Annotated in this window: 21 protein-coding genes and 1 pseudogene; 5 read left to right on the top strand and 17 right to left on the bottom strand. The window is 64.1% G+C overall.

The window, feature by feature from the left end; translation table 11 throughout:
• Nucleotides 1-8: 8 nt before the first annotated feature.
• From tatB to F6S12_RS33780, 5 genes and pseudogenes are all read left to right on the top strand, one after another.
• On the top strand, nucleotides 9-467 hold the full coding sequence (tatB, locus tag F6S12_RS09945; protein ID WP_011058796.1) for a Sec-independent protein translocase protein TatB: 459 nt from the start codon (nucleotides 9-11) through the stop codon (nucleotides 465-467).
• Nucleotides 464-1258, top strand: a complete 795-nt coding sequence (gene tatC, locus F6S12_RS09940; protein ID WP_011058795.1) for a twin-arginine translocase subunit TatC — start codon at nucleotides 464-466, stop codon at nucleotides 1256-1258. The genes tatB and tatC overlap by 4 nt, the downstream gene beginning before the upstream one ends.
• A complete protein-coding gene (locus F6S12_RS09935; RefSeq protein WP_011058794.1) occupies nucleotides 1255-1962 on the top strand; it encodes a 16S rRNA (uracil(1498)-N(3))-methyltransferase in 708 nt (235 codons plus the stop codon). Before tatC ends, F6S12_RS09935 begins: the two co-directional genes overlap by 4 nt.
• A gap of 137 nt (nucleotides 1963-2099) precedes the next feature.
• A pseudogene (locus tag F6S12_RS33785) lies at nucleotides 2100-3161 on the top strand (methyl-accepting chemotaxis protein); the annotation flags it as partial.
• Nucleotides 3144-4016 (top strand): methyl-accepting chemotaxis protein, encoded by an 873-nt coding sequence (locus F6S12_RS33780; protein WP_370059461.1) that lies wholly within the window; start codon nucleotides 3144-3146, stop codon nucleotides 4014-4016. The pseudogene F6S12_RS33785 and the gene F6S12_RS33780, both read left to right, overlap by 18 nt.
• Before the next feature lie 49 nt (nucleotides 4017-4065).
• On the opposite strand, the gene F6S12_RS09925 is transcribed toward F6S12_RS33780, so the two are convergent.
• The 17 genes from F6S12_RS09925 to hutU all read right to left on the bottom strand — a co-directional run.
• On the bottom strand, nucleotides 4066-4800 hold the full coding sequence (locus tag F6S12_RS09925) for an amino acid ABC transporter ATP-binding protein (protein WP_053156009.1): 735 nt from the start codon (nucleotides 4798-4800) through the stop codon (nucleotides 4066-4068).
• Nucleotides 4793-5755: an amino acid ABC transporter permease gene (locus F6S12_RS09920; RefSeq protein ID WP_015633854.1), complete on the bottom strand. Its 963-nt coding sequence runs from the start codon at nucleotides 5753-5755 to the stop codon at nucleotides 4793-4795. Before F6S12_RS09920 ends, F6S12_RS09925 begins: the two co-directional genes overlap by 8 nt.
• Nucleotides 5756-5900: 145 nt before the next feature.
• Nucleotides 5901-6698, bottom strand: a complete 798-nt coding sequence (locus F6S12_RS09915; protein ID WP_019095754.1) for a transporter substrate-binding domain-containing protein — start codon at nucleotides 6696-6698, stop codon at nucleotides 5901-5903.
• A 259-nt stretch (nucleotides 6699-6957) separates the two neighbouring features.
• Nucleotides 6958-9528, bottom strand: coding sequence for a glucans biosynthesis glucosyltransferase MdoH (gene mdoH, locus F6S12_RS09910; RefSeq protein WP_011058789.1), 2571 nt, complete (start codon nucleotides 9526-9528; stop codon nucleotides 6958-6960).
• The gene (locus tag F6S12_RS09905; protein ID WP_011058788.1) at nucleotides 9521-11353 is read right to left on the bottom strand and encodes a glucan biosynthesis protein G; all 1833 of its coding nucleotides are present in this window, start codon (nucleotides 11351-11353) and stop codon (nucleotides 9521-9523) included. The genes mdoH and F6S12_RS09905 overlap by 8 nt, the downstream gene beginning before the upstream one ends.
• A gap of 276 nt (nucleotides 11354-11629) precedes the next feature.
• Nucleotides 11630-12067: a D-aminoacyl-tRNA deacylase gene (dtd, locus tag F6S12_RS09900; protein WP_015633852.1), complete on the bottom strand. Its 438-nt coding sequence runs from the start codon at nucleotides 12065-12067 to the stop codon at nucleotides 11630-11632.
• On the bottom strand, nucleotides 12064-13035 hold the full coding sequence (gene pip, locus F6S12_RS09895; RefSeq protein WP_011058786.1) for a prolyl aminopeptidase: 972 nt from the start codon (nucleotides 13033-13035) through the stop codon (nucleotides 12064-12066). The genes dtd and pip overlap by 4 nt, the downstream gene beginning before the upstream one ends.
• Before the next feature lie 201 nt (nucleotides 13036-13236).
• Nucleotides 13237-14037 carry an N-formylglutamate deformylase gene (hutG, locus tag F6S12_RS09890; RefSeq protein ID WP_315868871.1) on the bottom strand — a complete coding sequence of 267 codons (801 nt, stop codon included), beginning with the start codon at nucleotides 14035-14037 and terminating at the stop codon, nucleotides 13237-13239.
• A 10-nt stretch (nucleotides 14038-14047) separates the two neighbouring features.
• Nucleotides 14048-15253, bottom strand: a complete 1206-nt coding sequence (hutI, locus tag F6S12_RS09885; RefSeq protein ID WP_041115309.1) for an imidazolonepropionase — start codon at nucleotides 15251-15253, stop codon at nucleotides 14048-14050.
• Between the two features lie 10 nt (nucleotides 15254-15263).
• Nucleotides 15264-16676, bottom strand: coding sequence for an amino acid permease (locus F6S12_RS09880; RefSeq protein WP_015633849.1), 1413 nt, complete (start codon nucleotides 16674-16676; stop codon nucleotides 15264-15266).
• Nucleotides 16677-16832: 156 nt separating this feature from the next.
• Complete coding sequence (gene hutH, locus F6S12_RS09875) at nucleotides 16833-18371, bottom strand: histidine ammonia-lyase (protein WP_315868870.1); 1539 nt, start codon at nucleotides 18369-18371, stop codon at nucleotides 16833-16835.
• A 117-nt stretch (nucleotides 18372-18488) separates the two neighbouring features.
• Nucleotides 18489-20012 carry a histidine ammonia-lyase gene (hutH, locus tag F6S12_RS09870; RefSeq protein WP_011058781.1) on the bottom strand — a complete coding sequence of 508 codons (1524 nt, stop codon included), beginning with the start codon at nucleotides 20010-20012 and terminating at the stop codon, nucleotides 18489-18491.
• An 80-nt stretch (nucleotides 20013-20092) separates the two neighbouring features.
• Nucleotides 20093-20923, bottom strand: coding sequence for a glycine betaine/L-proline ABC transporter ATP-binding protein (locus F6S12_RS09865; RefSeq protein WP_011058780.1), 831 nt, complete (start codon nucleotides 20921-20923; stop codon nucleotides 20093-20095).
• Nucleotides 20920-21771 (bottom strand): proline/glycine betaine ABC transporter permease, encoded by an 852-nt coding sequence (locus F6S12_RS09860; protein WP_315868869.1) that lies wholly within the window; start codon nucleotides 21769-21771, stop codon nucleotides 20920-20922. The genes F6S12_RS09865 and F6S12_RS09860 overlap by 4 nt, the downstream gene beginning before the upstream one ends.
• A 71-nt stretch (nucleotides 21772-21842) precedes the next feature.
• The gene (locus tag F6S12_RS09855; protein WP_011058778.1) at nucleotides 21843-22808 is read right to left on the bottom strand and encodes an ABC transporter substrate-binding protein; all 966 of its coding nucleotides are present in this window, start codon (nucleotides 22806-22808) and stop codon (nucleotides 21843-21845) included.
• A 75-nt stretch (nucleotides 22809-22883) separates the two neighbouring features.
• The gene (locus F6S12_RS09850) at nucleotides 22884-24353 is read right to left on the bottom strand and encodes a purine-cytosine permease family protein (protein WP_011058777.1); all 1470 of its coding nucleotides are present in this window, start codon (nucleotides 24351-24353) and stop codon (nucleotides 22884-22886) included.
• A gap of 129 nt (nucleotides 24354-24482) precedes the next feature.
• On the bottom strand, nucleotides 24483-25506 hold a 1024-nt coding region (gene hutU / locus F6S12_RS09845; RefSeq protein ID WP_315868868.1), incomplete at its 5' end, for a urocanate hydratase.

Raw genomic sequence — 25506 nt, 5'->3', positions numbered from 1 at the left:
ACTGACTAATGTTTGGTATCAGCTTCTCTGAACTGCTGCTGGTGGGCCTGGTGGCCCTGCTGGTGCTCGGCCCCGAGCGCCTGCCCGGCGCTGCGCGCACCGCCGGCCTGTGGGTCGGGCGCCTCAAGCGCAGCTTCAACGCGATAAAACAGGAAGTTGAACGTGAAATCGGTGCCGACGAGATCCGCCGGCAACTGCACAACGAGCACATTCTGTCCCTGGAGCAGGAAGCGCGGAAAATCCTCGCCCCGACCCAGCAGCAACCGACTCCGGTAGAGCCTGTGGCCGAGCAGACGATTCACGCGCCAGGCGCCGCTACGGTCGCCGAAGCGCCGCCAGCCAGCGAAGTGCCCGCGCCTCTGCCATCGACACCAGCACCGGCACCGACCGCAGAGCCCGCAGCCCCAGTGGCAACACCCGCCACCACGGCCCCCCACGACTCCACCTTGCCGCCGCGAGCACCATGAGCGATATCCCAGAGAACGACCAACACATGCCGCTGGTGTCGCACCTCACCGAGCTGCGCACCCGCCTGCTGCGCTGCGTAGCGGCGATCTTCATCATCTTCGCCGGGCTGTTCGCCTTCACCCAGCAGATCTACACCATCGTCTCCACGCCGCTGCGCCAGTACCTGCCGGTCGGCGCGACGATGATCGCCACCGACGTCGCCTCGCCGTTCCTGACGCCGCTGAAGCTGACCATGATGGTCTCGCTGTTCCTGGCGATCCCGGTGATCCTGCACCAGATCTGGGGCTTTATCGCACCCGGCCTGTACAAGCATGAAAAGCGCATTGCCGTGCCCTTGCTGGTGTCGAGCATCCTGCTGTTCTACATCGGCATGGCGTTCGCCTACTTCCTGGTGTTCCCGCTGATCTTCAAGTTCTTCGCCGCCGCCACCCCGGCCGGCGTGGAGATGATGACCGATATCACCAGCTACCTCGATTTCGTCATGACCCTGTTCTTCGCCTTCGGCGTGGCCTTCGAGATCCCGGTGGCCGTGGTCCTGCTGGTGTGGATAGGCGTGGTCAACGTGGCGTACCTGCGCAAGATCCGCCCTTACGTGATCATCGGCTGCTTCGTGGTGGGCATGATCCTCACCCCGCCGGACATTTTCTCCCAGACCCTGCTGGCCGTGCCCATGTGGCTGCTGTTCGAGATCGGCGTGCTGTTCGGCGGGCTGATCAGCAAACGTGGCGAGCACCCGGACGATGAACCGGCCGACGACCACAACGACCAGCCGCCAGCGACCCAAGCGTGAACCTGCTGCTTCTGGAAGAGGCCGATTTCATTGCGGCCGACCGGGTAGTGCTGCGCGACCGACGCCTGACCCACATGCAGGACGTGCATCGGGTGGCGGTCGGCGACAGCCTGCGGGTCGGGCGCATTGGCGGCTTGATGGGCAGTGCCCAGGTACTGCGCCTGGAGCCTGCTGAAGCCGAACTGCAAGTGACCCTCGATCAGCCGCCACCGGCCAAGCTGCCATTGACCCTGGTGCTGGCCCTGCCGCGCCCGAAAATGCTTCGCCGGGTGTTCCAGACCATAGCGACCATGGGCGTGCCGCGGCTGGTGCTGGTGAACAGCTACCGGGTAGAAAAGAGCTTCTGGCAGACCCCGTTCCTGGAACCCGAAACGATTCGCGAACACCTGGTGCTCGGCCTGGAACAGGCCCGTGACACCGTGCTGCCCGACGTCCTGATCGAAAAACGCTTCAAGCCCTTCGTCGAAGACCGCCTGCCGGCCCTCAGCGCTGGCACCCTGGGGCTGGTGGGCCACCCTGGCCCATATCCGCCCTGCCCTCGCGGGCTGGACCAGGCCGTCACCCTGGCCATTGGCCCGGAGGGCGGCTGGATTCCCTACGAGATCGATCTTCTGGGCAAGGCCGGCCTGCAACCGGTGCAACTGGGCGAACGCATCCTGCGGGTCGAAACCGCGGTCACCGCCCTGCTTTCGCGCCTGTTCTGAGCCCCCATGTGCGTGCTGGCCAAGTGGCCAGCCGGACCTCACGGTCGTAATGGCAACTAGCCAGTCAAGCTACAGAATCCCCCACTCCCGCCGATAGCCTATGGTTAAGCGCACATTGCTAAAAGGGAGTTCGCAGAATGTACCGTTGGCTAGCCAGAAACCTGGGAAACGTAAGCGTCAGCCTCAAGCTGGGTATCGGCTTCGGCCTGGTACTGCTCCTGACCCTGCTGATCACCGCCACCGGCTGGACCGGCCTGAGCCGGGTGATCGACCGGGGCGACAAACTGGGCAATATTTCCGTTATCTACGCCCTGACCAAGGACCTGCGCATCGCCCGCCTCAACTACGAGATGAGCCGCGGTGAACACGGCCCGGCAGCGGTCAACGACTTCCTCAAGCAACTCAACGACGGCCTGCAGGACGCTCGCGCGCAACTGCAGCAACCGGAAAGCATCACCATGGTCGACCAGCAACTGGACGCCGTGGCCGAATACCAGAAAGCCTTTGCCGACATGACTCGCGCCACCGCCAACCGCGAGGCTGCGAGGTCCCAGCTTGGCGCCACCGCGGACAATGCCGTGGCCCGGGTCGCGGAGGTTGAGAACTCACTGCTGCAAGGCGACAGCGTGGCGCAGTTCAATAGCGTGATCGACCTGTCCAAGCTGATCCAGCAGGCACGCTTCCAGGTACGCGGCTACACCTACAGCGCCAAGCCCGAGGCCAAGCAGCCGGCGCTGGACGCCATCGACAACGCCCTGAACAACCTCACCAGCCTGCCTTCACGCCTGCCCGAGCAGCACGTTGCCAACCTGCAACAGGCCAGCGACTCGCTGAAGGCCTACCGGATGGCCGTCAGCGCCTACAGCGACGCCGAAGAAGCCAGCGCGGCTGCGCTCAAGCGCATGGCCGCCCAGGGCGACCGGCTGATGGACCTGAGCAAGCAGCTGACCGTGGCCCAGACCACCAAGCGTGACAGCGACGCCGCGCAAGCCAAGAGCACCCTGCTGATCGCCACCTTGCTGGCCATGCTGTTCGGCCTGATCGCCGCCTGGGCCATCACCCGGCAGATCACCCAGCCGCTGCAGCAGACCCTCAAGGCCGCCGAGCGCGTGGCTTCCGGGGACCTGAGCCAGAACCTCGCCGTGGAGCGCCGCGACGAACTGGGCCAACTGCAGAAAGCCATGCAGCGCATGACGGTGAGCCTGCGGGAACTGATCGGCGGCATCAGCGACGGGGTGACCCAGATCGCCAGCGCCGCCGAGCAACTGTCCGCGGTGACCGAGCAGACCAGCGCCGGGGTCAACAGCCAGAAAGTCGAGACCGACCAGGTGGCCACGGCCATGAACGAAATGGCCGCCACCGTGCAGGAAGTGGCGCGCAACGCCGAGGAGGCCTCCGAGGCCGCTGTGGCGGCCGACCAGCAGGCCCGCGAGGGTGACCGGGTGGTGAACGAAGCCATCGCCCAGATCGAGCGCCTGGCCAGCGAGGTGGGCCATTCCACCGAGGCCATGGGCCATCTCAAGCAGGAAAGCGACAAGATCGGCAGCGTCCTGGATGTGATCAAGTCGGTGGCCCAGCAGACCAACCTGCTGGCCCTGAACGCCGCCATCGAGGCCGCCCGGGCCGGTGAAGCCGGGCGGGGTTTTGCCGTGGTGGCGGATGAAGTCCGCAGCCTGGCGCAACGTACCCAGCAATCCACCGAAGAAATCGCTGAACTCATCGTTGGCCTGCAAAGCGGCACCCAGCAGGTGGCCAGCACCCTGGATACCAGCCGCAGCCTGACCGACAGCAGTGTCGAGCTGACACGCCGGGCTGGTGGTTCCCTGGAAAACATCACCCGTACCGTGTCGGCGATCCAGGCGATGAACCAGCAGATCGCCGCGGCAGCAGAGCAGCAGAGCGCGGTGGCGGAAGAGATCAACCGCAGCGTGTTGAATGTGCGGGATGTGTCTGAACAGACGTCATCGGCCAGCGAGGAAACCGCCGCGTCCAGCGCCGAGCTGGCGCGGCTGGGGATTCACCTGCAAAGCCTGGTGGGGCGTTTCCGGGTCTGAGCCGCTTCGCCGGCAAGCCGGCTCCTACCGGGAAATGCAGGAGCCGGCCTTACAGCACCTGGCGCAGGAAAGCCTGGGCCCGCGGGTCTTGCGGCGCGTCGAAGAACACCTGCGGCGCCGCGTCTTCCAGTAGTTTGCCGTGATCGAAGAACAGCACCCGATCCGCCACTTCCCGGGCAAAGCCCATTTCGTGGGTCACGCAGACCATGGTCATGCCTTCCAGGGCCAGGGTCTTCATCACATCCAGCACCTCGCCGACCATTTCCGGGTCCAGGGCCGAGGTCGGCTCGTCGAACAGCATCACCTTGGGTTCCATGGCCAGGGCCCGGGCGATGGCCACACGCTGCTGCTGGCCACCGGAAAGCCGCGAAGGAAACTCGTGGGCCTTCTGGGCGATCCCGACCTTTTCCAGCAACGCCAGGGCCTTGGCCTCGCGCTCCTGCTTGCCGCGCTTGCGTACCACCTTCTGCGCCAGGCAGAGGTTTTCCAGCACGGTCATGTGCGGGAACAGGTTGAAATGCTGGAACACCATGCCGACTTCCCGGCGGTAGGCGTTCACATCGGTCCTCGGGTCGGCCAGTTGCAGACCGTCGATGCTCACCGAGCCGGAGTCGAACTCTTCCAGGCCATTGAGGCAACGCAGGAAGGTCGACTTGCCGGAACCGGACGGACCGATCACCACCAGCACCTCGCCCTTGGCCACCTGGGTGGTGACGTTATCCACCGCACGCACCAGCTGGCCGCGGGTGTCGAAGACTTTTACCAGATCGCGGACTTCAATCACTTTGCGCGAGCCTCCGCTCAAGCCGGCTGGCCATCTTCGACAGCGGCAGGTTGATCAACAAATACAGGCCCGCCACGCAGAACAGGATCTCAAATGGCGAGAACGACGTGGTGATGACTTCCCGGCCGCTCTTGAGCAGTTCGGTAATGGCGATCACCGACACCAGGGAGGTGTCCTTGACCAGGCTGATGAACTGTCCGGCCAGCGGCGGCAGCACCCGCTTGAAGGCCTGGGGCAGCACCACATGGCGCATCGACTGGCCGGCGCTGAGCCCCAGGGAGCGCGCGGCTTCGTTCTGCCCGCGGGCGATGGACTGCACCCCGGCGCGAACGATTTCCGCCACATAGGCCCCGGTAAACAGCGACAGCGCGGCGATCCCGGCGAACTCCCGGGACAGATTGAGCACCGTGCCGATAAAGAAATAGAAGATGAATATCTGCACCAGCAGCGGCGTGCCCCGCACCAGTTCGACATAGATCGTCGACAGGTCGCGCAGGGTCGGGTTGCTGGACAACCGGCACAGGCCGGTACCCAGGCCGATCAGCAGCCCCAGCACGCCGGACACCACCGACAGCCACAAGGTGGTCCACAGGCCCCACAACAGCGGGCCCGCGGCCCAGTGCCGGGTCACGCCGATGACATCGCCTTCGGCCACGTCATCGCCGCTAGCCACCTGCAAGCTGCTTTCATCGACGCTCAGATGCTGCTCGGCACCCGAGTCACCGCGCAGCGTGACTTGTGCCTTGCCGCCCTGGCGCACCACCTCGGCGACGGTGGAGATTTCCGCCGCCCGCTGGGACTCTTCGGCCTGATAGGCGAAGTACTGGGGGACACGGTTCCAGCGCCATTCGTAGGACATCAGCGAGGTGGCGTAGTACAGGGCGCCGGCCAGGCCGATCAGCACCAGCACGGTCAGTACGTGCCAGGGCCATTGGGCTTTTTTCTGTTTGTTCACTTTGCAGGTTCCAGCGGTTTGCAGCGGGGAGGTTCGGCAGAGCCCGGGGGGGCATCGTCGCGAGCAGACTCGCTCCTACAAAAACGCTATGCGCCCTGTAGGAGCGAGCTTGCTCGCGATCAACCGCAAATCAGTTGCCTGACGCCTATTCCATGTCCTTGAGCCACTCGGTGCTCTTGAACCACTTGTCATGGATGCGATCGTAGGTGCCGTCTTCGTGGATCTGGTGCAGGAAGTTGTTGATGAAGTTGATGCTGTCGTAATCGCCCTTCTTCAAACCGAAGGCCAGGGGCTCGTAGGTGAACGGCTTGTCGAGGAAGACCAGCTTGCCATTGCCCACTTTGTTGACGGCCACCACGTTGTACGGGGCGTCGTAGATGAAGGCGTCGGCCTTGCCGTTGACCACGTCCAGCACCGCTTCCTGCTCGTTGTCGTAGCCGTGGTACTTGGCCTTGGCGATCAGCTTCTTGGCGACCATCTCACCGGTGGTGCCCAGCTTGGAGGTGATGCGGTAGTCGGCGCTGTTCAGGTCCTTGTAGGACTTGATGGTGCCTTCCAGGTCCTTGCGGATCAGCAGGGTCTGGCCGACCACGATGAAGGGTTCGCTGAAGTTCAGGCGCAGGTTGCGTTCCTGGGTCAGGGTCATGCCGCTGCCGATCATGTCGAACTTGTCGGTCAGCAGGGCCGGGATGATGCCGTCGTAGCCAGTGGAAACCATCTCCAGCTTGACCCCCATGGACTTGGCCATGGCCTTGAGCAGGTCGACTTCGAAACCGATGATTTCGCCACGCTTGTTGGTCATCTCGAACGGCATGTAGGTCGGGTCCATGCCGACTTTCAGCGTGCCGCGCTTGACCGCGTCGTCGATAGCGCCGGCCTGGGCCGTGTTGACCGCCAGCAGGGCTGCGGCACCCGCCAGCAGCAGCGAAAGATACTTCTTCATCTCAAGTCCCCTGAAGCCATTTTATTGTGGTGTCTGCACACGGCGGTCATCTGCTTGAGTGCTTCGAATGGCAGGCCGTTGTCGATTGCGCGCAGAAATTTGCGGGTGCGATGCTAACGCACTCGGCCATTTGCACAAGGATTTTTGTTGTTTCAGGGGGAGCGACCGGTGGCCGCTGCCACAGCCTCCGACAAGGCATAGGCGGCCATTGGCGCCATAAAGCAAAACGCCCTTGAGCAAGAGCTCAAGGGCGTTGGCTTCAGGCCGGTTGCGGCGCCGCGTTCAGCGGCTGCAACGGCAGCAGCGGTGCATGGGGATCGGCATCCACCGACTGGCGCCAGGCGCTCAGCCATTCGCTGTGCCCCTCGCTCCAGACCTGCTCGTGCAGGCGCCCCAGGGCTACCGGGTCGCTCAACAGCGCCAGCCGCTCGCTGTTGTTCAGGGCCGCCGGGCCGACTTTCAGGGCATGCCGTACACGCTCCTGGCGCAGCCACTCGATGGGCTCGGCCTGGGTGTGGCGCGAGGTCGCCAGGGCACAGGCCAGGGCGTTCTGCTGCGGATCCACCACGGCCCGGACAAAGCCGTCGTTGAGCGCATGCCAGCGGTTTTCATGGGTGTACTGGTCGGTTGCCAGCAGCGCCTGTGGCGGAGCGTATTCCTCGGGGATTAGGAACAGGCTTTCGTCACGGGACTTCAGGCCCAGGCCCACGCGGCTGGAGATCACCGACACCGGGATCGACAGCATCAACGAACCGACGATCGGTACCAGCCACCAGAGGAAGCTCGGGTTCAACCAGATCACCAGCAGCGCCCAGCAGAAGCCCAGCAGGGTCTGCGGACCGTGGCGCTTGACCGCTTCGCTCCACGGCGTGGAGTCGTCGTCACGCTGTGGCGAGTTCCAGGTCGCGGCCCAGCCCAGGAACGCGGCCAGTACGAAACGAGTGTGGAAAATCATCCGCACCGGCGCCAGCAACATGGAGAACAGCATCTCCAGGAGCATCGACAGGGTCACCTTGAACTTGCCACCGAACTCTTTCGCACCCTTGGCCCAGATCAGGATGATACTCAAGAGCTTGGGCAGGAACAGCAGCACGATGGTGGTGGAGAACAGCGCGATGGCCTTGTCCGGATGCCACTGCGGCCACAGCGGATACAGCTGCCGCGGCTCGAGGAAGTACTGCGGCTCCATCAGGGTGTTGACCGCCAGCAGGGCCGTGGACAGCACCAGGAAGAAGAACCACAGCGGCGCCGACAGGTAGGACATCACCCCGGTGAGGAACACCGCGCGGTGCACCGGGTGCATGCCCTTGACCAGAAACAGGCGGAAGTTCATCAGGTTGCCGTGGCACCAGCGCCGGTCACGCTTGAGTTCGTCCAGCAGGTTCGGCGGCAGCTCTTCGTAGCTGCCCGGCAGGTCGTAGGCAATCCACACGCCCCAGCCGGCACGGCGCATCAGCGCGGCTTCGACGAAGTCGTGGGAGAGGATCGCACCGGCGAAGGCACCCTTGCCCGGCAACGGCGCCAGGGCACAGTGCTCGATGAACGGCTGCATGCGGATGATCGCGTTGTGCCCCCAGTAATGGGATTCCCCCAACTGCCAGAAGTGCAGGCCGGCGGTGAACAGCGGGCCGTAGACCCGGGTGGCGAACTGCTGCATGCGCGCATATAGGGTGTCCATGCCCGAGGCCCGTGGCGCGGTCTGGATGATCCCCGCGTCCGGCGTGGCTTCCATCAGGCGTACCAGGCTGGTCAGGCATTCGCCGCTCATCACGCTGTCAGCGTCGAGCACGACCATGTACTTGTAGTCACCGCCCCAGCGACGGCAGAAGTCGTCGAGGTTGCCGCTCTTGCGTTTCACTCGGCGGCGACGGCGGCGATAGAAGATCTTGCCGAAGCCCTTGGCTTCGCGGCAGACATCCAGCCAGGCCTGCTGCTCGGCCACGCAGATATCGCTGTCGTTGCTGTCGCTGAGGACGAAGAAGTCGAAACGGTCCAGGTCACCGGTGGCCGCCACCGACTCGAAGGTTGCGCGCAGGCCGGCAAACACCCGGGGCACGTCTTCGTTGCAGATCGGCATCACCAGTGCGGTGCGCGCATCCTTGGGAATCGGCTCGTTGCCTGCGCTGGCCCCGGAGATGCGGTACTTGTCGTGGCCGGTCAGCAGTTCCAGGAAGCCCATCAGGGCGGTCCAGAAACCTGCCGAGACCCAGCAGAACAGGATCCCGAACAGAATCAGGATGCTGGTCTGCAGGGCATAGGGCAGCACTTGCTGGGCGGTCTGCATCAGCGGCTGGTGCATGACCTCTTCCAGGTCGACGAAGGACCAGCCCTGGTACGGCATGATGCCTTTCATGTACCAGCCGGCGACGATGGTCTGGCCGAGCATCAGCACCAGCAGGATGTAGCGGCGGATCGAACCGACGGTACGCCAGCGAGCGGCCGGCAGTACCCGTTCGTCCTTCTTCGGCGCTGGCGGGTTGGTACGCCCGGTCAGGCGCCGCCAGCCGCGCACCAGGATATTGGTGCGCCACGGCTCCGGGACCACCTTGGTGCGGCGGATCGGTGGCGTGGCCTTGAGGCAGACCCGGCCCTCGGCGTCCACCGCGAGCATTTCCGCTTCTTCCAGCTCAGCGGCGGTGCTCAGGGTCAGGCGCTGGCCCACCGAGGCCTGGGCGGCATCGGTGGGGCCATCGAAGGTGCTGGACGACAGGCGTTGGTGCAATTCGCTGAAGGACTGGCAGCCCGCAAGTTCCGCGCGCTGCTGGTCCGACATCGGCAAGTGCGCCAGGTACTCGGCAAGAGACTCTGGCTGTAGTTGAGAGTTACTCATCGGCAGGCAACTGATAGCTCCAGGTCTCGGTCAGGACTTGCTCCGTTTTAACCGGTTCCGGTGTGGCTGGGGCCGCGTCCGCAGCAGCAGGCTGCTTGGCGTCTTTGTGGTCCTTGTCCTTGGCGTTCTTGGCGTCTTTAGCCTCTTTGCCCGGCTGGGCTTGCGCCTGCTTGGCGGCTGCCGCTGCGGCTTCCTTCTCTTTCTTCTCCTGCTGCTTGGCGGCGATCTTGTCGGCCTTGGCGATGGAGGAGTTGGAGTTCGGCGTCGAGGCCTTGGCCGGCTCGGGCTGCGCAATGTCGCGGACCAGAGCGGCACGCATCTCGGTGGACTTGCTCGCGTCCTTGATCTTCATCCGCAGGGTCAGGCGCCAGCCCTTGGTTTCCGGGTTGTAGCGAACGCTGTTTTCCACCAGCTCGGCGTTGTCACCCACGCTGACCTGGCTGCGAACGTCGGCGTTTTCCGGCAATGCCGCCAGGGACGGGCCTTCGAAGTCCACCAGGTAGGCCACGCTGCCGTCGGGCTGACGGATCAGGTTGGACTGCTTGACGTCACCGGTGGAGCGCAGGGTTTGCTGTACCCAGGCGCTGTCAGGGGAATGCAGGGCGGCTTCGTCGATGGTCCAGTGCAGGCGATAGGCGAAATCCAGCGGCTGGCCTGGCTCAGGCTGCTTTTCCGGGTTCCAGAACGCCACGATGTTGTCGTTGGTTTCGTCCGCGGTCGGGATCTCTACCAGGTCGACGGTACCCTTGCCCCAGTCGCCCTTGGGCTCGATCCAGGCGCTTGGGCGCTTGTCGTAGCGGTCGTCGAGGTCTTCATAGTGGCTGAAGTCGCGGCCACGCTGGAGCAGGCCGAAACCACGCGGGTTCTCCACCGAGAAGTTGCTCACGGCCAGATGTTTCGGGTTGTTCAGCGGGCGCCAGATCCACTCGCCATTGCCGGCGTGGATCGACAGGCCGCTGGAGTCATGCAGTTCGCGACGGTAGTTGAGGACCTTCGACGGCTGGTTGGCGCCGAACAGGTACATGCTGGTCAGCGGGGCCAGGCCCAGCTTGCCGACCTTGTCACGCAGGAACACCCGGGCCTTGACGTCGACAATGGTGTCGGCGCCCGGCCGCAGGGTCAGGCGATAGGCGCCGGTGGCCCGTGGCGAATCCAGCAGGGCGTAGATCACCAGGTGCTTGTCGGTAGCCTTGGGCTGCTGGATCCAGAACTCGCTGAAACGCGGGAATTCCTCGCCGGATGGCAGGGCGGTGTCGATTGCCAGGCCCCGGGCGGACAGGCCATAGGTATGGCCCTTGCCAACGACGCGGAAATAGCTCGCGCCGAGCATGGTCATGATCTCGTCTTGCTTGTCAGCCTTGTTGATCGGGTACAGCACGCGGAAACCGGCGTAGCCGAGCTTCTCGGTGGCCTTGGGGTCGAACTTCACGTCGCCGAAATCGAAACGGTTCGGGTCGTACTTGATCTCGGTAACGGTGTTGGCGCTGATCTCGTTGATCTTCACCGGCGTGTCGAAGTGCATGCCCTGGTGGTAGAACGACAGCTTGAACGGGGTCTTCTGGTCGGCCCATTCGGCTTTTTCGGTGAGGAAGCGGATTTTCTGGTAATCCGCGAACTTCATCTCACGGAACTCGTTCGGCAGGTTACTGCGCGGGGCCTCGTACTTCTGCCCGGCCAGGTCCTTGGCCTTGACCGATACATCATCCAGATTGAATGCCATGAGTTGACCGGCGCCGAGCAGGCAGACCAGCGCAGAGCCCGTCACCAGTGCGTTTCGTAACCGTTTGGCAAACAAGTTTGGTGCATTACAGGGACTAACAATCACGAGCAACCCTCGCCGAAAACAGATCAAAAAACCAACGGCCAGCTATCTATATGCCAGGTTGGCGAGCATTGTTCCGACTCCGATGGGGCTAAATGATTCCCCAAACGGCCGTGGACAAGTCTCTACTTAAGTCAAAATGGACCAACGAACGCTGATCCCCGTAGCGCGCGATTATCTAGTAGCCCGCGTTACAACGCATCAGGGGTAACAAAGTATTTATCGCGAAAAACAGCAGTTTCCGGCCCAAATCGGTGGAAAAAGCTGTTTCAGACGTTTTCAGGTCTGTAACAGGAAGGTTACCGGGCCATCATTGACCAGGTGCACCTGCATGTCCGCGCCAAAACGCCCTGATGCCACTTTGCCATGCAACTGTTGCGCCTTCACTACCAGGTAGTCAAAAAGCTCTTCGCCAAGGGCCGGCGGCGCGGCTGTGGAAAAGCTCGGGCGCAGCCCGCTCTTGGTGTCCGCCGCCAGGGTGAATTGCGACACCAGCAGCAAGCCGCCCTGCACATCCGCCAGGGACAGGTTCATCTTGCCCTCGGCATCACTGAACACCCGATAGTTAAGCAGCTTATGCAGGAGTTTGTCGGCACTGGCCCGGGTGTCCTCGGGCTCCACCGCCACCAGTACCAGCAATCCCTGGTCCACCGCGCCGACTATTTCCCCGGCGACTTCCACCCGCGCGCCACGCACGCGCTGCAACAGGCCCTTCATGCTTCTTCGGGCGGCAGGTCGAGCAGACGGCGCGCCATCTGGTCGGTGGCGCGTACCAGAGCATCGGTGATGCCCGGCTCGGAGGCGGCGTGGCCAGCGTCGCGGATCACCTGCAGCTCGCTGTTGGGCCAGGCCTGATGCAGCTCCCAGGCGTTGTCCAGCGGGCAGATCACATCGTAGCGGCCATGGACGATGACCCCGGGCAGATGGGCGATCTTGCCCATGTCGCGGATCAGCTGGTCAGGTTCGAGGAAGGCGTTGTTGGTGAAGTAATGGCATTCGATCCGGGCAATCGACAGCGCCCGCTGCGGCTCGGAGAAACGGTCCACCACCAACGGGTTGGGGCGCAGGGTCGCGGTGCGCCCTTCCCAGCCCGACCAGGCCTTGGCCGCATGCATCTGGGCGATCTGGTCGGTGCCGGTCAGGCGCTTGTGGAAGGCGCTGACCAGGTCATGCCGCTCTTCCAGGGGAATCGGCGCCACATAGTCCTGCCAGTAGTCGGGGAACAGGCGGCTGGCGCCACACTGGTAGTACCACTGGATCTCCTGGGGCCGGGCAAGGAAGATGCCCCGCACGATCAGGCCGAGCACGCGCTCCGGGTGGGTCTGGGCATAGGCCAGGGCCAGGGTCGAACCCCAGGAGCCGCCAAACAGCACCCACTTGTCGATGCCCAGGTGCTGGCGAATGCGCTCAAGGTCCGCCACCAGGTCCCAGGTGGTGTTGTTTTCCAGGCTGGCGTGGGGGGTGGAACGCCCGCAACCGCGCTGGTCGAACGTGACGATGCGGTACAGATTCGGGTCGAAGTAGCAGCGGCTGGCCCCATCGCAGCCCGCCCCCGGCCCGCCATGAATGAACACCACCGGCAAACCTTCCGGTGAACCACTTTCGTCGACATACAGCACGTGCGGCTCGTCGACGGCCAGATCGTGCCGGGCATAGGGTTTGATCTGCGGGTACAAAGTCTGCATTACGCGCTCCGTGGAGGTCGGGTTCATCCCTGGCGGGGACTACATTTATTCTGCCGTCCGGCATCATAAACCCGAATTACGCAATGAGCATGTCCTTGGAGAAAACAGGGTTGTTTCAGGTTTTGCGCGGGGGTCGAAGGCGCTTCGCGAGCAAGCGCGCTCCTACACAAAGGCGTGTACCCGCTGTAGGAGCGCTTGCTGTCAGGCGTAACGTTCCTGCCCCCAGGCCAGCAGCCCCTGGAGCAATTCCTTGAGCACCACCTGGGTCGGTGCTGCCAGGTCCTCGCGATAGCGGAACGGTTCGAACTCTTCCATGTAGGCGCTCTGTGCCAGCTCCAGTTGCACGGCATGGATATGCTCGTCCGGGTTGCCGTAGTGGCGGGTGATATGCCCGCCCTTGAAGCGCCCGTTGAGCACATGGGTGTAGTCGCCGTGGCCGGCGCAGATCGCCTCCAGCCGGCTGGCCAGTTGCGGATCGCAGCTGGCGCCATTGAAAGTGCCGAGGTTGAAGTCCGGCAGCTTGCCTTCGAACAGGTGCGGGATCAGCGAGCGGATGGAGTGGGCATCGAACAGCAGGGCATAGCCGAATTCGGCCTTGAGCCGCGCCAGCTCTTCCTGGAGGGTGCGGTGGTAAGGCCCCCACACCTCGTGCAGGTACTGCTCGCGCTCCTCACTGGACGGCGCCTGACCTTCGACGAACAAGGGCTCGCCGTCGAACAGGGTGGCCGGGTACAGGCCCGTTGTGGCCCCCAAGTACAGGGGCTTGTCATCGGACGGGCGGTTCAGGTCGATGACAAAACGCGAATATTCGGCCGCCAGGGTACTGGCCCCCAGCTCCTGGGCGAACTGGTACAGCCGTGGAATGTGCCAGTCGGTGTCCGGCAGGCTCTGCGCCTGGGGCACCAGCCCGGCCGCCACCGCCGGGGTCAGGCGCGTACCGGCGTGGGGCATGCTGATCAGCAGCGGCACCCGGCCTTGTTTGAAATTCAGAACCTTATCCACAACCCTTCTCCTACACAGTCACTTCAACGCCGTGTCGCACGACGCGCTTTTCCAGATCGCCGCCCAGCCAGTAGGCCAGGTCGGCAGGACGATCGATCTGCCAGGCGACGAAGTCCGCCACCTTGCCCACCTCCAGCGAACCATGGGTCTTTTCCATGCCCAGGGCCTGGGCCGCATGCAGGGTAACCCCGGCCAGGGCCTCCTCGGGGGTCATACGGAAACAGGTACAGGCCATGTTCAGCATCAGCCGCAGCGACAACGCCGGTGACGTACCGGGATTGAGGTCGCTGGCCACGGCGATCTTCACCCCGTGCTTGCGCAGGGCTTCCATTGGCGGCAGCTGGGTTTCCCGGAGGAAATAGAAGGCCCCCGGCAGCAACACCGCCACGGTCCCGGACGCCGCCATGGCTATTGCATCCTCCTCGGTCATGAACTCCAGGTGATCGGCGGACAGCGCATGGTAGCGGGCCGCCAGGCTCGAACCATGCAGCGACGACAGTTGCTCGGCGTGCAGCTTGACCGGCAGGCCGAGCTGTTGCGCGGCAATGAACACCCGCTCCACCTGCTCCGGAGAGAACGCCAGGTATTCACAGAAGGCATCCACCGCGTCCACCAGCCCCTCGGCCGCCAGGGCCGGGAGCATCTCGCTGCAGATATGCTCGATGTAGGCATCGCTGCGCTCGGCGTATTCCGGCGGCAGGGCGTGGGCCGCCAGGCAGGTGCTGCGCACGCTGACCGGCAACTCTTCGCCCAGGCGACGGATCACCCGCAGGATCTTGCGCTCGCTGGCCAGGTCCAGGCCGTAGCCGGACTTGATCTCGACGCTGGTCACGCCATCGCGCAACAGGCTCAGCAGACGCTTGCGGGCGCTGCCGAACAGTTCCTCCTCGGTGGCGGCCCGAGTAGCCCGTACGGTACTGGCGATACCACCGCCGGCAGCGGCGATCTCGGCATAGCTCACCCCTTGCAGGCGCTGCTCGAACTCACCACTGCGGTTGCCGCCAAATACCGTGTGGGTGTGGCAATCGATAAAGCCCGGGGTTACCCAGGCTCCAGCCAGGTCATTGACCTGGGCGTAGTCGCCGGCCGGCGCCTCCGAGCGCCGGCCGATCCACTCGATGTGCGCCCCTGACGTCACCATGGCCGCATCCTCGATGATCGAGTAAACACCCGAGGCCATGCTGGCGACGTTGCAGTGTTGCCAAAGAGTTTTCATCCAACCTCCATTAATGGTCAGTAGGTAAAGGAGCGTCGCTCATGATCGCCTGGGCCTGCCCCGCCATGGGCTTGACCCACAGCATATAGGCCACGATCAGTAGAGCGATCCACACTACGCCGACGATCAGCGCTCCCTGGGTTTTCGGGAAATAGCCCAGCACGCCGAAGATGAACAGCATGAAGGCAATGGCCGCCGCCGGGGCCCAAGGCCAGAATGGCACCTTGAACTGCAACTGGGCCACCTGCTCGGCGGTCATCGAACGGCGCATGGCCACGTGAGTCAGGAGAATCATCAGCCACACCCAGACCGTGGCGAACGTGGCCAGGGAAGCGATCAGCAGGAAGATGTTTTCCGGGATCAGGTAGTTCAGCACCACCCCGATCAACAGAGTCACGGCCATCACCACCACGGTCATCCACGGCACCCCGTGCTTGGACACCTGGGCAAAGCCCTTGGGCGCCTGCCCTTGCCGGGCCAGGCCATACATCATCCGGCCGGCGCCGAAGATGTCGCTGTTGATGGCCGATACCGCCGCCGAAATCACCACGATATTGAGGATAGTGGCGGCCGAGCTGATGCCCAGGCTGTCAAAGATCTGCACGAACGGGCTGCCCTGGGTACCGATCTGCGGCCAGGGGAAAATCGACATCAGCACGAACAGGGTCAGCACGTAGAACAGCAGGATACGCAGCGGCACGGCATTGATCGCCTTGGGAATGACCCGCTTCGGATCCTGGGCCTCGCCCGCAGTGACCCCGATGATCTCGATGCCGCCAAAGGCAAACATCACCACGGCAAACGAGGCGATCACCCCACTGATGCCATTGGGCATGAAGCCGCCGTGGGCCCAGAGGTTGGCGGCGCCAGTGGCCTGGTCCTGCGCGGCGCTGCTGATACCGAAGAGCATGATGCCCAAGCCCCCCAGGATCATCGCGACGATCGCCCCGACCTTGAGCAGCGACAGCCAGAACTCCATCTCGCCGAACACCTTGACGTTGCACAGGTTCAGGCCGCCGATGAACAGCACGATGCCCAGCACCCAGATCCAGCGCGCCACTTCGGGAAACCAGAAGCCCATGTAGATGCCAAAGGCAGTCACGTCCGCCAGGCACACGATCAACATCTCGAAGGCGTAGGTCCACCCCAGGATGAAGCCCGGCAACGGCCCCAGGTACTGGCTGGCGTAATGCCCGAACGAACCGGACACCGGGTTGTGCACGGCCATCTCCCCGAGGGCGCGCATCACCATGAAAACCGCCGCGCCACCGATCAGGTAGGCCAGCAACACGGCGGGCCCGGCCATCTGGATGGCCGAGGCCGAACCGTAGAACAATCCTGTACCGATGGCCGACCCCAAGGCCATGAAGCGTATATGGCGGGCTGTCAGCCCTCGGCGTAGTCCACTGTCTTGCGATTGCATGTCATCGTCCCTTTTATTGTTATCGGACAAGTCCGCCCCGCGCAGGGGTGCGGGGCGGAGGAAGCAGACGCTCCGCGCCTGTCTTGCAGGTAAAGCCAACCAGCACGGGCCGCAGCTCCACGCCGAGCGCGAAGCTGCCTGGCGGCCCGGCGTGCATTACAGGCTCGGCAACAACCGGGCTGGCAGCAGCCCGTTCAGGCAACGCGAAGCCAGCAACTCACTGGCGGCGTTGATGTCCGGTGCAAAGAAGCGGTCCTTCTCGTAGTACGCCACTTTCTCGCGCAAGGTGGCACGGGCCTTTTCCAGGGTCGGCGAGGTTTTCAGGCCTTCGCGCAGGTCCAGCCCCTGGCAGGCCGCCAGCCATTCCACAGCCAGGACACCACGGGTGTTCTCGGCCATTTCCCACAAGCGCTTGCCGGCGGCCGGGGCCATGGAGACGTGGTCTTCCTGGTTGGCAGAGGTAGGGATGCTGTCCACCGAGTGCGGGTGGGCCAGGGCCTTGTTCTCGCTGGCCAGGGCCGCGGCGGTGACCTGGGCGATCATGAAGCCGGAGTTGACCCCGCCATTGGCCACCAGGAACGGCGGCAGCTGGGACATGTGCTTGTCCATCATCAGCGAGATCCGCCGTTCGCTCAGGGAGGCGATCTCGGCGATGGCCAGGGCCATGTTGTCGGCGGCCATGGCCACCGGCTCGGCGTGGAAGTTGCCACCGGAAATCACGTCACCTTCGGCGGCGAACACCAGCGGGTTGTCCGACACGGCGTTGGCTTCCACCACCAGCACTTCGGCAGCCTGGCGCAACTGGGTCAGGCAGGTGCCCATCACTTGTGGCTGGCAACGCAGGGAATACGGGTCCTGGACCTTGTCGCAGTTCTTGTGCGACGCGGATACCTCGGTGCTGTCCCCCAGCAACGCGCGATAGGCCGCGGCGGTATCGATCTGCCCGCGCTGACCACGAGCGGCGTGAATCCGCGGGTCGAATGGCGAGCGCGAACCCAGCACCGCTTCCACGGTCAGGCCGCCGCACACCAGGGCGCCGGCGAACAGGTCTTCGCCCTCGAACAGACCGCGCAAGGCGTATGCGGTGGAAACCTGGGTGCCGTTGAGCAGCGCCAGGCCTTCCTTGGCGGCCAGGGTCAACGGCTTGAGGCCGGCCACTTCCAGGGCCGCTGTCGCTTCCAGCCACTGCCCCTTGTAGCGCGCCTTGCCCTCGCCCAGCAGCACCAGGGACATGTGGGCCAAAGGCGCCAGGTCGCCGGAAGCACCCACCGAGCCCTTGAGCGGGATGTGCGGGTAGACCTCGGCGTTGATCAGGGCGATCAAGGCGTCGATCACCTGGCGGCGGATCCCGGAGAAGCCACGGCTCAGGCTGTTGACCTTGAGCACCATGATCAGGCGTACCAGGTCATCGCTGATAGGCTCGCCAACACCGGCGGCGTGGGACAGCACCAGCGAGCGCTGGAGGTTTTCCAGGTCGGCGCTGGCAATGCGGGTCGAGGCCAGCAGGCCAAAACCGGTGTTGATGCCATAGGCAGTACGATTCTCGGCGAGGATCTGCTCGACACAGGCGACGCTGGCGTCGATCTGCGCCGAGGCGCTGCCATCCAGGGTCAGGGTCAGCGGCTGCTGATAGATGGCCCGCAGTTGGGCCAGGGTCAGTTGGCCGGGAATCAGGTTTAGCGCAGTCACATTCATGCTCCTTTTGAGAGTTTTGTAATAACTAGCCAGTCGCTCCGGAAGCTTCCGTTGTCCGTCGCCACCCGCAGCTTGAGCAGGTGGCGCCTTGGCACGCTGGCGATGGGGAAATCCGTTTTATTGCACCTTGGAAAAGCGTTTGTTGAGCAATCGCGGGTCCTTGAGCAAGGCCGCCACGCTGGCGATATCCGGGGCCAGCCAGCGGTCCTGGTCGTAGGCCGGAACCCGCTCGCGCAGCAGGCACCAGGCAATGCCGGTGCCGGTGCCGAAGCGCTGCTCCTTGAGAAATTCGAATGCCTGGGCCGCCAGCAGGTACTCGATGGCGAGAATCTGGGTGCAGTTTTCCAGCACCTGCAGCAGCTTCAGGGCGGCGTTGGTGCCCAGGCTCAGGTGGTCTTCCTGCAGGCCCGAGGTGACGAAGTTGTCGAGCACCGCCGGCTGTGCCAGCTGGCGGTTCTGCGCGCACAGCGAGGCCGCCACGTACTGCACGATCATCATCCCGGAGTTGACCCCGGGCTCGGCCACCAGGAACGCCGGCAGGCCACTGACATGGGGGTTGATCAGGCGGTCCAGGCGGCGCTCGGCGATGGAGCCGATCTCGGCCATGGCAATCGCCAGCACGTCCGCCGCCAGGGCCACCGACTGGCCGTGGGGGTTGGCCTGGGACACCACCCGATAGTTGTCCGGGGTGCCCAGCAGCAACGGATTGTCGGTGGCGGCATTGAGCTCGGTTTCCACCTGCCTGGCCGCGTGGGCCAGTTGATCCCGGGCAGCACCGTGCACCTGGGGAATCGAGCGAATGCTCAGGGCGTCCTGGGTACGGATGCCCTTGCTGGAAGCGATCACCTCGCTGCGGTCGAGCAAGGCCCGCAGGTTGCTGCCCACCACCTGCATGCCGGGGTGCGCCTTGAGGGCGATGATCTCGGCATCAAAGGCGGCGATCTGGCCGCGCAGGGCCTCGAAGCTCATGGCGCCGATCACGTCGGCCCACTGCAACAGGCGGCTGGCATCGGCCAGGGCCAGGCAACCGAGGCCGGTCATGCACGGCGTGCCGTTGACCAGGCACAGACCATCCTTGGCCCCCAGTTGCACCGCTTGCAGCCCTTCCTCGGCCAGGGCCTGCTCGGCGCTGACGATGTGCCCGCGATAGCTGACCTGACCGACGCCGAGCAGCGCCACGCCGATATGGGCCATGTGGGTCAGGTAGCCCACCGAACCCTGCGACGGCACCTGCGGGGTGATCCCGCGATTGAGCAGCGCCAGCAGCGCCTGGACCACCTGCCGGTGGATCCCGGACTTGCCGTGGCTGTAGTTGATGATGGCCGCACAGATGATCGCCCGGGTCTGTTCGTCGGCCAGCACCGGGCCAACTCCGCAGGCATGGCTGAGCAGGGTATTGCGTGACAGCTGGCTGAGCTGCTCGCCGGCCAGCAACACATTGCACAAGGCCCCAAGGCCGGTGCTGATGCCATAGGCGCGCTCGCCGCTGTCCACCACTTTGCGCACGATGGCCTGGGCATTGTCGATCCGCGCCCAGGCCTGCTCCGAGAGTTCGAGCTCAGCACCGTGGCGGGCGACGGCGACAACATCCTGCCAACCCAGGGGGGCGTCGGCGATTACGATCTTTTCAGCCTGGAACATCGTTAACCTCGTGGTGAAATCCGGGGGCCTCTTCGCTGGCAAGCCAGCTCCTACGGGCCCGGGGCTTGTGGGCTGTTGAACTACACCGTCGCGGCACGACGCTGGACGAAACGGTCGACGTACTCATCCGCCGGTGAATGCAGGATCTCCCTGGGCGTGCCCACCTGGATCAGGCGGCCGTCCTTGAGGATCGCGATGCGGTTGCCGATGCGCACGGCCTCGTCCAGGTCATGGGTGATGAAGACGATGGTCTTGTGCAGCGTCTTCTGCAGCTCCAGCAACTGGTCCTGCATTTCTGCGCGGATCAGCGGGTCGAGGGCGCTGAAGGCCTCGTCCATGAGAATGATGTCGGTGTCCGCCGCCAGGGCCCGGGCCAGGCCGACCCGCTGGCGCATGCCGCCGGACAGCTGGTGCGGGTACTTGTTCTCGTAGCCCTTGAGGCCCACGGTGTTGATCCAGTGCAAGGCACGCTCGGCACACAGTGCCTTGCTCTCGCCGCGCACCTTGAGGCCGTAGGCAACATTGTCCTGCACGTTGCGGTGGGGCAGCAGGCCGAAGCTCTGGAACACCATGCTGATCTTGTGCCGGCGAAACTGGCGCAGGGCCTCCATGTCGTATTGCAGGATGTCCTCGCCGTCCACCAGGATCGCGCCGCTGGTGGGGTCGATCAGGCGGTTGAAGTGGCGCACCAGGGTCGACTTGCCAGAGCCGGACAGGCCCATGATGACGAAGATCTCGCCGGTGCCGATGCTCAGGGACAGGTCGTTGACCCCGACCACACAGCCGGTCTCGGCCAGCACCTGGTCCTTGCCCTTGCCTTGGCGGATCATCGCCAGGGCATCGGCAGGGCGACTGCCGAAAATCTTGAAGACGTTCCTCACTTCGATCTTGCTGATGGCAGCGCTGCTCATTTGCTCACCTCATGGCGCGGACGACCGTAGGCCTGGGTAATGCGGTCGATCACCACCGCCAGAATCACGATCGCCAGCCCCGCTTCCAGGCCGCGCCCGACGTTGAGGGTCTGGATCCCCACCAGCACATCCTCGCCCAGGCCACGGGCACCGATCATCGAGGCGATCACCACCATCGACAGGGCCATCATCGTGGTCTGGTTGATCCCGGCCATGATGCTCGGCAGGGCCAGGGGCAGTTGCACACCGAACAGCTGCTGCCAGCGATTGGCGCCGAAGGCGTTGATCGCCTCCATCACCTCGCCGTCCACCTGGCGGATCCCCAGGTCGGTGAGGCGGATCAAGGGCGGCGCGGCGTAGATCACCGTAGCGAAGATCGCCGGCACCTTCCCCAGGCCGAACAGCATCAGCACCGGGATCAGGTACACGAAGCTGGGCATGGTCTGCATGATGTCCAAGAGCGGCATCAGCAATGAGCGCAGGCGGTTGCTGCGGGCCGAGAGGATCCCCAGGGGGATGCCGATCAGCACCGAGATCAGGGTGGCCACCAGCATCAGCGCCAGGGTCTGCATCAGCTTGTCCCACAGCCCCACCGCGCCCACCAGGAACAGCAGGCCGACGATCACCGCGGTGGTCAGCAGCTTGCGGGTGGCGTGCCAGGCGATACCGCCGACAATCGCCAGCATCAGCCACCAGGGCGCCATGCGCAGCAGGCCTTCGAGGTTGACGATGGCCCACAGCAGGGTGTCGGAAATGTGCCGGAACACATCGCCATAATGGGTCACCAGGGCGTCGACCCAGCCGTTGACCCAATCGGCGATGGAAAACGTGAAGCTTTCTGGAAACATAGGAAACTCTCGCTCAAAGGAGGTTGCTGTCCGGTTCCCGACGGCCCTTGGAGCCGCCGGAAAAGCCCGGGCTACAGGGCCGCGTCGATTTTCCCGGCGGCCTCTTCACTGACCCATGGGTGCCAGACTTCAGGATGTTCCTTGAGAAAGAGTTTCGCCAGTTTCGGCGACTCGATGCGCTCACGGCTCATGCGCGCCAGATTCTGGTTGAGCAGGTCGATCGGCAGGTTGACCTTTTCCAGTACCGCCACCAGCTCCGGGGCCTCGTCGTGGAAGACTCTGGACAAGCCGACCTTGATGCTCACGCTCTTGTCGACGCCAGGTTTCTCATCGAGCTTGACCAGGTCCACCTGGCCCATCAGGGGGGTCGGCGACCAGTAGTAGAAGAGGATCGGCTCGCCGCGCTTGTAGCTCGACAGTACCGCCGCATCCAGGGCCGGGCCGGTGCCCGGGCGGAAGTTGGTGTAGCTGCTTTCCAGGCCGTAGCTCTTGAGCATCTCGCTGTTGTCCAGCTCGCAGGTCCAGCCCGCCGGGCAGTTGTAGAAACGCCCCTTGCTCGGTTCTTCCGGGTCCTTGAACACGCTGGCGTACTTGCCCAGGTCGGCAATGTTCTTCAGGTCCGGGGCCTTGGCTTCGAGCTTGCGCTTGGCGTCGCCTTCGATCACGTAGCGCGGGACGTACCAGCCTTCGACAGCACCCACCACCGGCGCGCCGACGCCCACCACCTTGCCGGCCTTCTCGGCCTTGTTCCACACCTCGCTGCGGCCCACCCACTCTTCGGCGAAGATCTGGATGTCATTGCTGCCCAGGGCGTTTTCCATGGTGATGGAGTTGCCCGGCAGGCTGTCGGTCTTGCAGCCGTAGCCCTTCTCCAGGACCAGTTGCAGCACGTCGGTCAGCAACATGCCGCTTTCCCAGTTCAGGCCGGCGAACTTCACCGCCTTGCCCGACTCGCACCAGCCCGCGGCCTGAGCGCCGGAAGCGGCCAGCAGGCCCATGGACAGCAACGTGGTCAGCAGGGTCTTATGCATTTTCATTGTGTGACGCTCCTAATCATGAGTTGGCTTACGGCAGTTAAGAGGCATCCAGCCCTGTCCACGTCCAATCAAGACTCATACCGCTGCAGCGCGGGTGGTCCCACTCGTTTTTTGTTCGGTGGGCGCGCCCTGCTCTACTGGCAGGATCAGGTGCTCGGGCACCGCGCCATGCCACTTCTTCGCACAGGCGTAGTACAACGCCGCGGGCACCACCAGGCCGATGATCCAGGAGATGTCGGTATCTCCGAGGCTCGCCACCAGGGGGCCGGTGTAGAAGTGGGTGGAAATGAACGGCATCTGAATCAGCACGCCGAACACATAGATACTGATGCCCATGACATTCCAGCGGCCGTAGCGACCGTCCGGATTGGACAGCGCGGGGATGTCATAGCGCTCCTTGGTAATGCAGTAGAAATCCACCAGGTTGATCGCACTCCAGGGCGTGAAGAACGCCAGCAGGAACAGGATGAAGGCGGAGAAATCCTTGAGGAACGAATCCTTGCCCAACAGTGCCAGGGTGGCGGCAAGCGAGACCATGATGAAGATGTAGAACAGGCGCACACCGCTGCCGATATGCCGGCTGCCGCGAAAGCCGCTGATGATGGTGGCGATCGACATGAAGCTGCCGTAGGCATTCAACGTGGTCACCGTGACCTTGCCGAAGGCCACGGCGAAATACAGCAGGCCGGCGACGATACCGGTACCGCCGAGGCTGACGATGAACGACACCTCGTGGTGGGCGAACTGGGACCCGGCCAGGGCCGCCGCGAAGACCCCGAAGACCATCGCGGCCTGGGCCCCGATCACCGAACCCAGGCCTACGGCCCAGAAGGTTTTCGCCGCCGAGGTGCTGCGCGGCAGGTAGCGCGAGTAGTCCGCCACATAAGGGCCGAAGGCGATCTGCCAGGAGGCCGACAGCGATACCGCCAGCAGGAAGCTGGCCAGGGAAAAATGCTTGTTGCCGAGCAGGGCCGCGATGTCGTTGCCTGCCAGCAGCTTGTAGAACAGGTAGATGAAGGCCACCACGCCAAGCACGCTGGCGATCCGCCCGATGCCGTGGATGACCCGGTAGCCGAAAATGGTGAAGACCATGATCGAGCCGGCGAACAGCAAGATGCCGGCCCAGTCTTCGACGTGCAGCAGTTGCGCCACCGCCTGCCCCGCCAGCAGCGAACCGCTGGCGGAAAAGCCGACGTACATCAGGCACACCAGCACCAGGGGAATCACCGCACCGTACACGCCGAACTGCACGCGGCTGGAGATCATCTGCGGCAGCCCCAGTTGCGGGCCCTGGGCGGCATGCAGGGCCATGACCCCGCCCCCCAGCAACTGACCGACCAGCAAGCCGATCAGCGACCAGAACACATCACCGCCCAGGACCACTGCCAGGGCGCCGGTGACAATGGCGGTGATCTGCAGGTTGGCGCCCAACCACAGGGTGAATTGACTCAAGAGACGACCGTGTCTTTCCGCTTCCGGGATGTAGTCGATCGAACGCCTTTCGATCAACGGTTTGTTGCTTGCACGATCATTCGCTAAAGCCATGGACGTCGAACCTCTAGTGGGCACTGCAGACGATTTCCCCTGTAGGAGCGAGCGGGCTCGCGAGGCGGTGTGCCTGATGCACCGCGGTGCATGCTTGGCCAGCAAGCTGGCTCCTACAGAGAGCGGTGGTTACTTGCCGGTGATCATCGGCAGATTCAGGCCCTGTTCCTTGGCGCAATCGATGGCGATCTGGTAGCCGGCATCGGCGTGACGCATCACCCCGGTGGCCGGGTCGTTGTGCAGCACCCGGGCAATACGCTCGGCCGCTTCATCGGTGCCGTCGCAGACGATCACCATCCCCGAATGCTGGGAGAAGCCCATGCCGACGCCGCCGCCGTGGTGCAGGGAAACCCAGGTCGCGCCACTGGCGGTGTTCAACAGGGCATTGAGCAGCGGCCAGTCGGATACGGCATCGGAACCGTCCTGCATCGATTCGGTTTCACGGTTCGGGCTGGCCACGGAACCGGAGTCCAGGTGGTCGCGACCGATGACGATCGGTGCCGACAGCTCGCCGCTGCGGACCATTTCGTTGAAGGCCAGGCCGAGCTTGGCACGCAGGCCCAGGCCAACCCAGCAGATCCGTGCCGGCAAGCCCTGGAAGCTGATGCGCTCGCGCGCCATGTCCAGCCAGTTGTGCAGGTGGGCGTCGTCGGGGATCAGTTCCTTGACCTTGGCGTCGGTCTTGTAGATGTCCTGCGGATCGCCGGACAGCGCCGCCCAGCGGAACGGGCCGATGCCACGGCAGAACAGCGGACGGATATAGGCCGGGACGAAGCCGGGGAAGTCGAAAGCGTTTTCCACGCCCTCTTCCTGGGCCATCTGGCGGATGTTGTTGCCGTAGTCGAAGGTCGGAACCCCCATTTTCTGGAAGTCCAGCATGGCTTGGACGTGCACGGCCATGGACTGCTTGGCCGCCTTGATCACCGCCGCCGGCTCGGTCTGGGCGCGGTCACGGTACTGCTCCCAGGTCCAGCCCTTGGGCAGGTAGCCGTTCAGCGGGTCGTGGGCGCTGGTCTGGTCGGTGACCATGTCCGGGCGCACGCCGCGGCGTACCAGTTCCGGCAGGATCTCGGCAGCGTTGCCGCACAGGGCAATGGAGATGGCACGGCCTTCGGCGGTGTATTTCTTGATCCGCGCCAGGGCGTCGTCCAGG

The sequence above is a fragment of the Pseudomonas sp. JV245A genome (genome assembly GCF_032424515.1).
Taxonomy (GTDB): Bacteria; Pseudomonadota; Gammaproteobacteria; order Pseudomonadales; family Pseudomonadaceae; genus Aquipseudomonas; species Aquipseudomonas protegens.
Note: the sequence above shows the minus strand (reverse complement) of the source record. Positions and strands in the feature narration are given on the sequence as shown.

Coding starts and splice junctions, on each gene's coding strand:
- tatB (WP_011058796.1), top strand. CDS start 9: ATGTTTGGTATCAGCTTCTCTGAACTGCTGCTGGTGGGCCTGGTGGCC.
- tatC (WP_011058795.1), top strand. CDS start 464: ATGAGCGATATCCCAGAGAACGACCAACACATGCCGCTGGTGTCGCAC.
- F6S12_RS33780 (WP_370059461.1), top strand. CDS start 3,144: ATGCAGCGCATGACGGTGAGCCTGCGGGAACTGATCGGCGGCATCAGC.
- F6S12_RS09915 (WP_019095754.1), bottom strand. CDS start 6,698: ATGAAGAAGTATCTTTCGCTGCTGCTGGCGGGTGCCGCAGCCCTGCTG.
- mdoH (WP_011058789.1), bottom strand. CDS start 9,528: ATGAGTAACTCTCAACTACAGCCAGAGTCTCTTGCCGAGTACCTGGCG.
- dtd (WP_015633852.1), bottom strand. CDS start 12,067: ATGAAGGGCCTGTTGCAGCGCGTGCGTGGCGCGCGGGTGGAAGTCGCC.
- pip (WP_011058786.1), bottom strand. CDS start 13,035: ATGCAGACTTTGTACCCGCAGATCAAACCCTATGCCCGGCACGATCTG.
- hutI (WP_041115309.1), bottom strand. CDS start 15,253: ATGAAAACTCTTTGGCAACACTGCAACGTCGCCAGCATGGCCTCGGGT.
- F6S12_RS09880 (WP_015633849.1), bottom strand. CDS start 16,676: ATGCAATCGCAAGACAGTGGACTACGCCGAGGGCTGACAGCCCGCCAT.
- hutH (WP_315868870.1), bottom strand. CDS start 18,371: ATGAATGTGACTGCGCTAAACCTGATTCCCGGCCAACTGACCCTGGCC.
- hutH (WP_011058781.1), bottom strand. CDS start 20,012: ATGTTCCAGGCTGAAAAGATCGTAATCGCCGACGCCCCCCTGGGTTGG.
- F6S12_RS09865 (WP_011058780.1), bottom strand. CDS start 20,923: ATGAGCAGCGCTGCCATCAGCAAGATCGAAGTGAGGAACGTCTTCAAG.
- F6S12_RS09860 (WP_315868869.1), bottom strand. CDS start 21,771: ATGTTTCCAGAAAGCTTCACGTTTTCCATCGCCGATTGGGTCAACGGC.
- F6S12_RS09855 (WP_011058778.1), bottom strand. CDS start 22,808: ATGAAAATGCATAAGACCCTGCTGACCACGTTGCTGTCCATGGGCCTG.
- F6S12_RS09850 (WP_011058777.1), bottom strand. CDS start 24,353: ATGGCTTTAGCGAATGATCGTGCAAGCAACAAACCGTTGATCGAAAGG.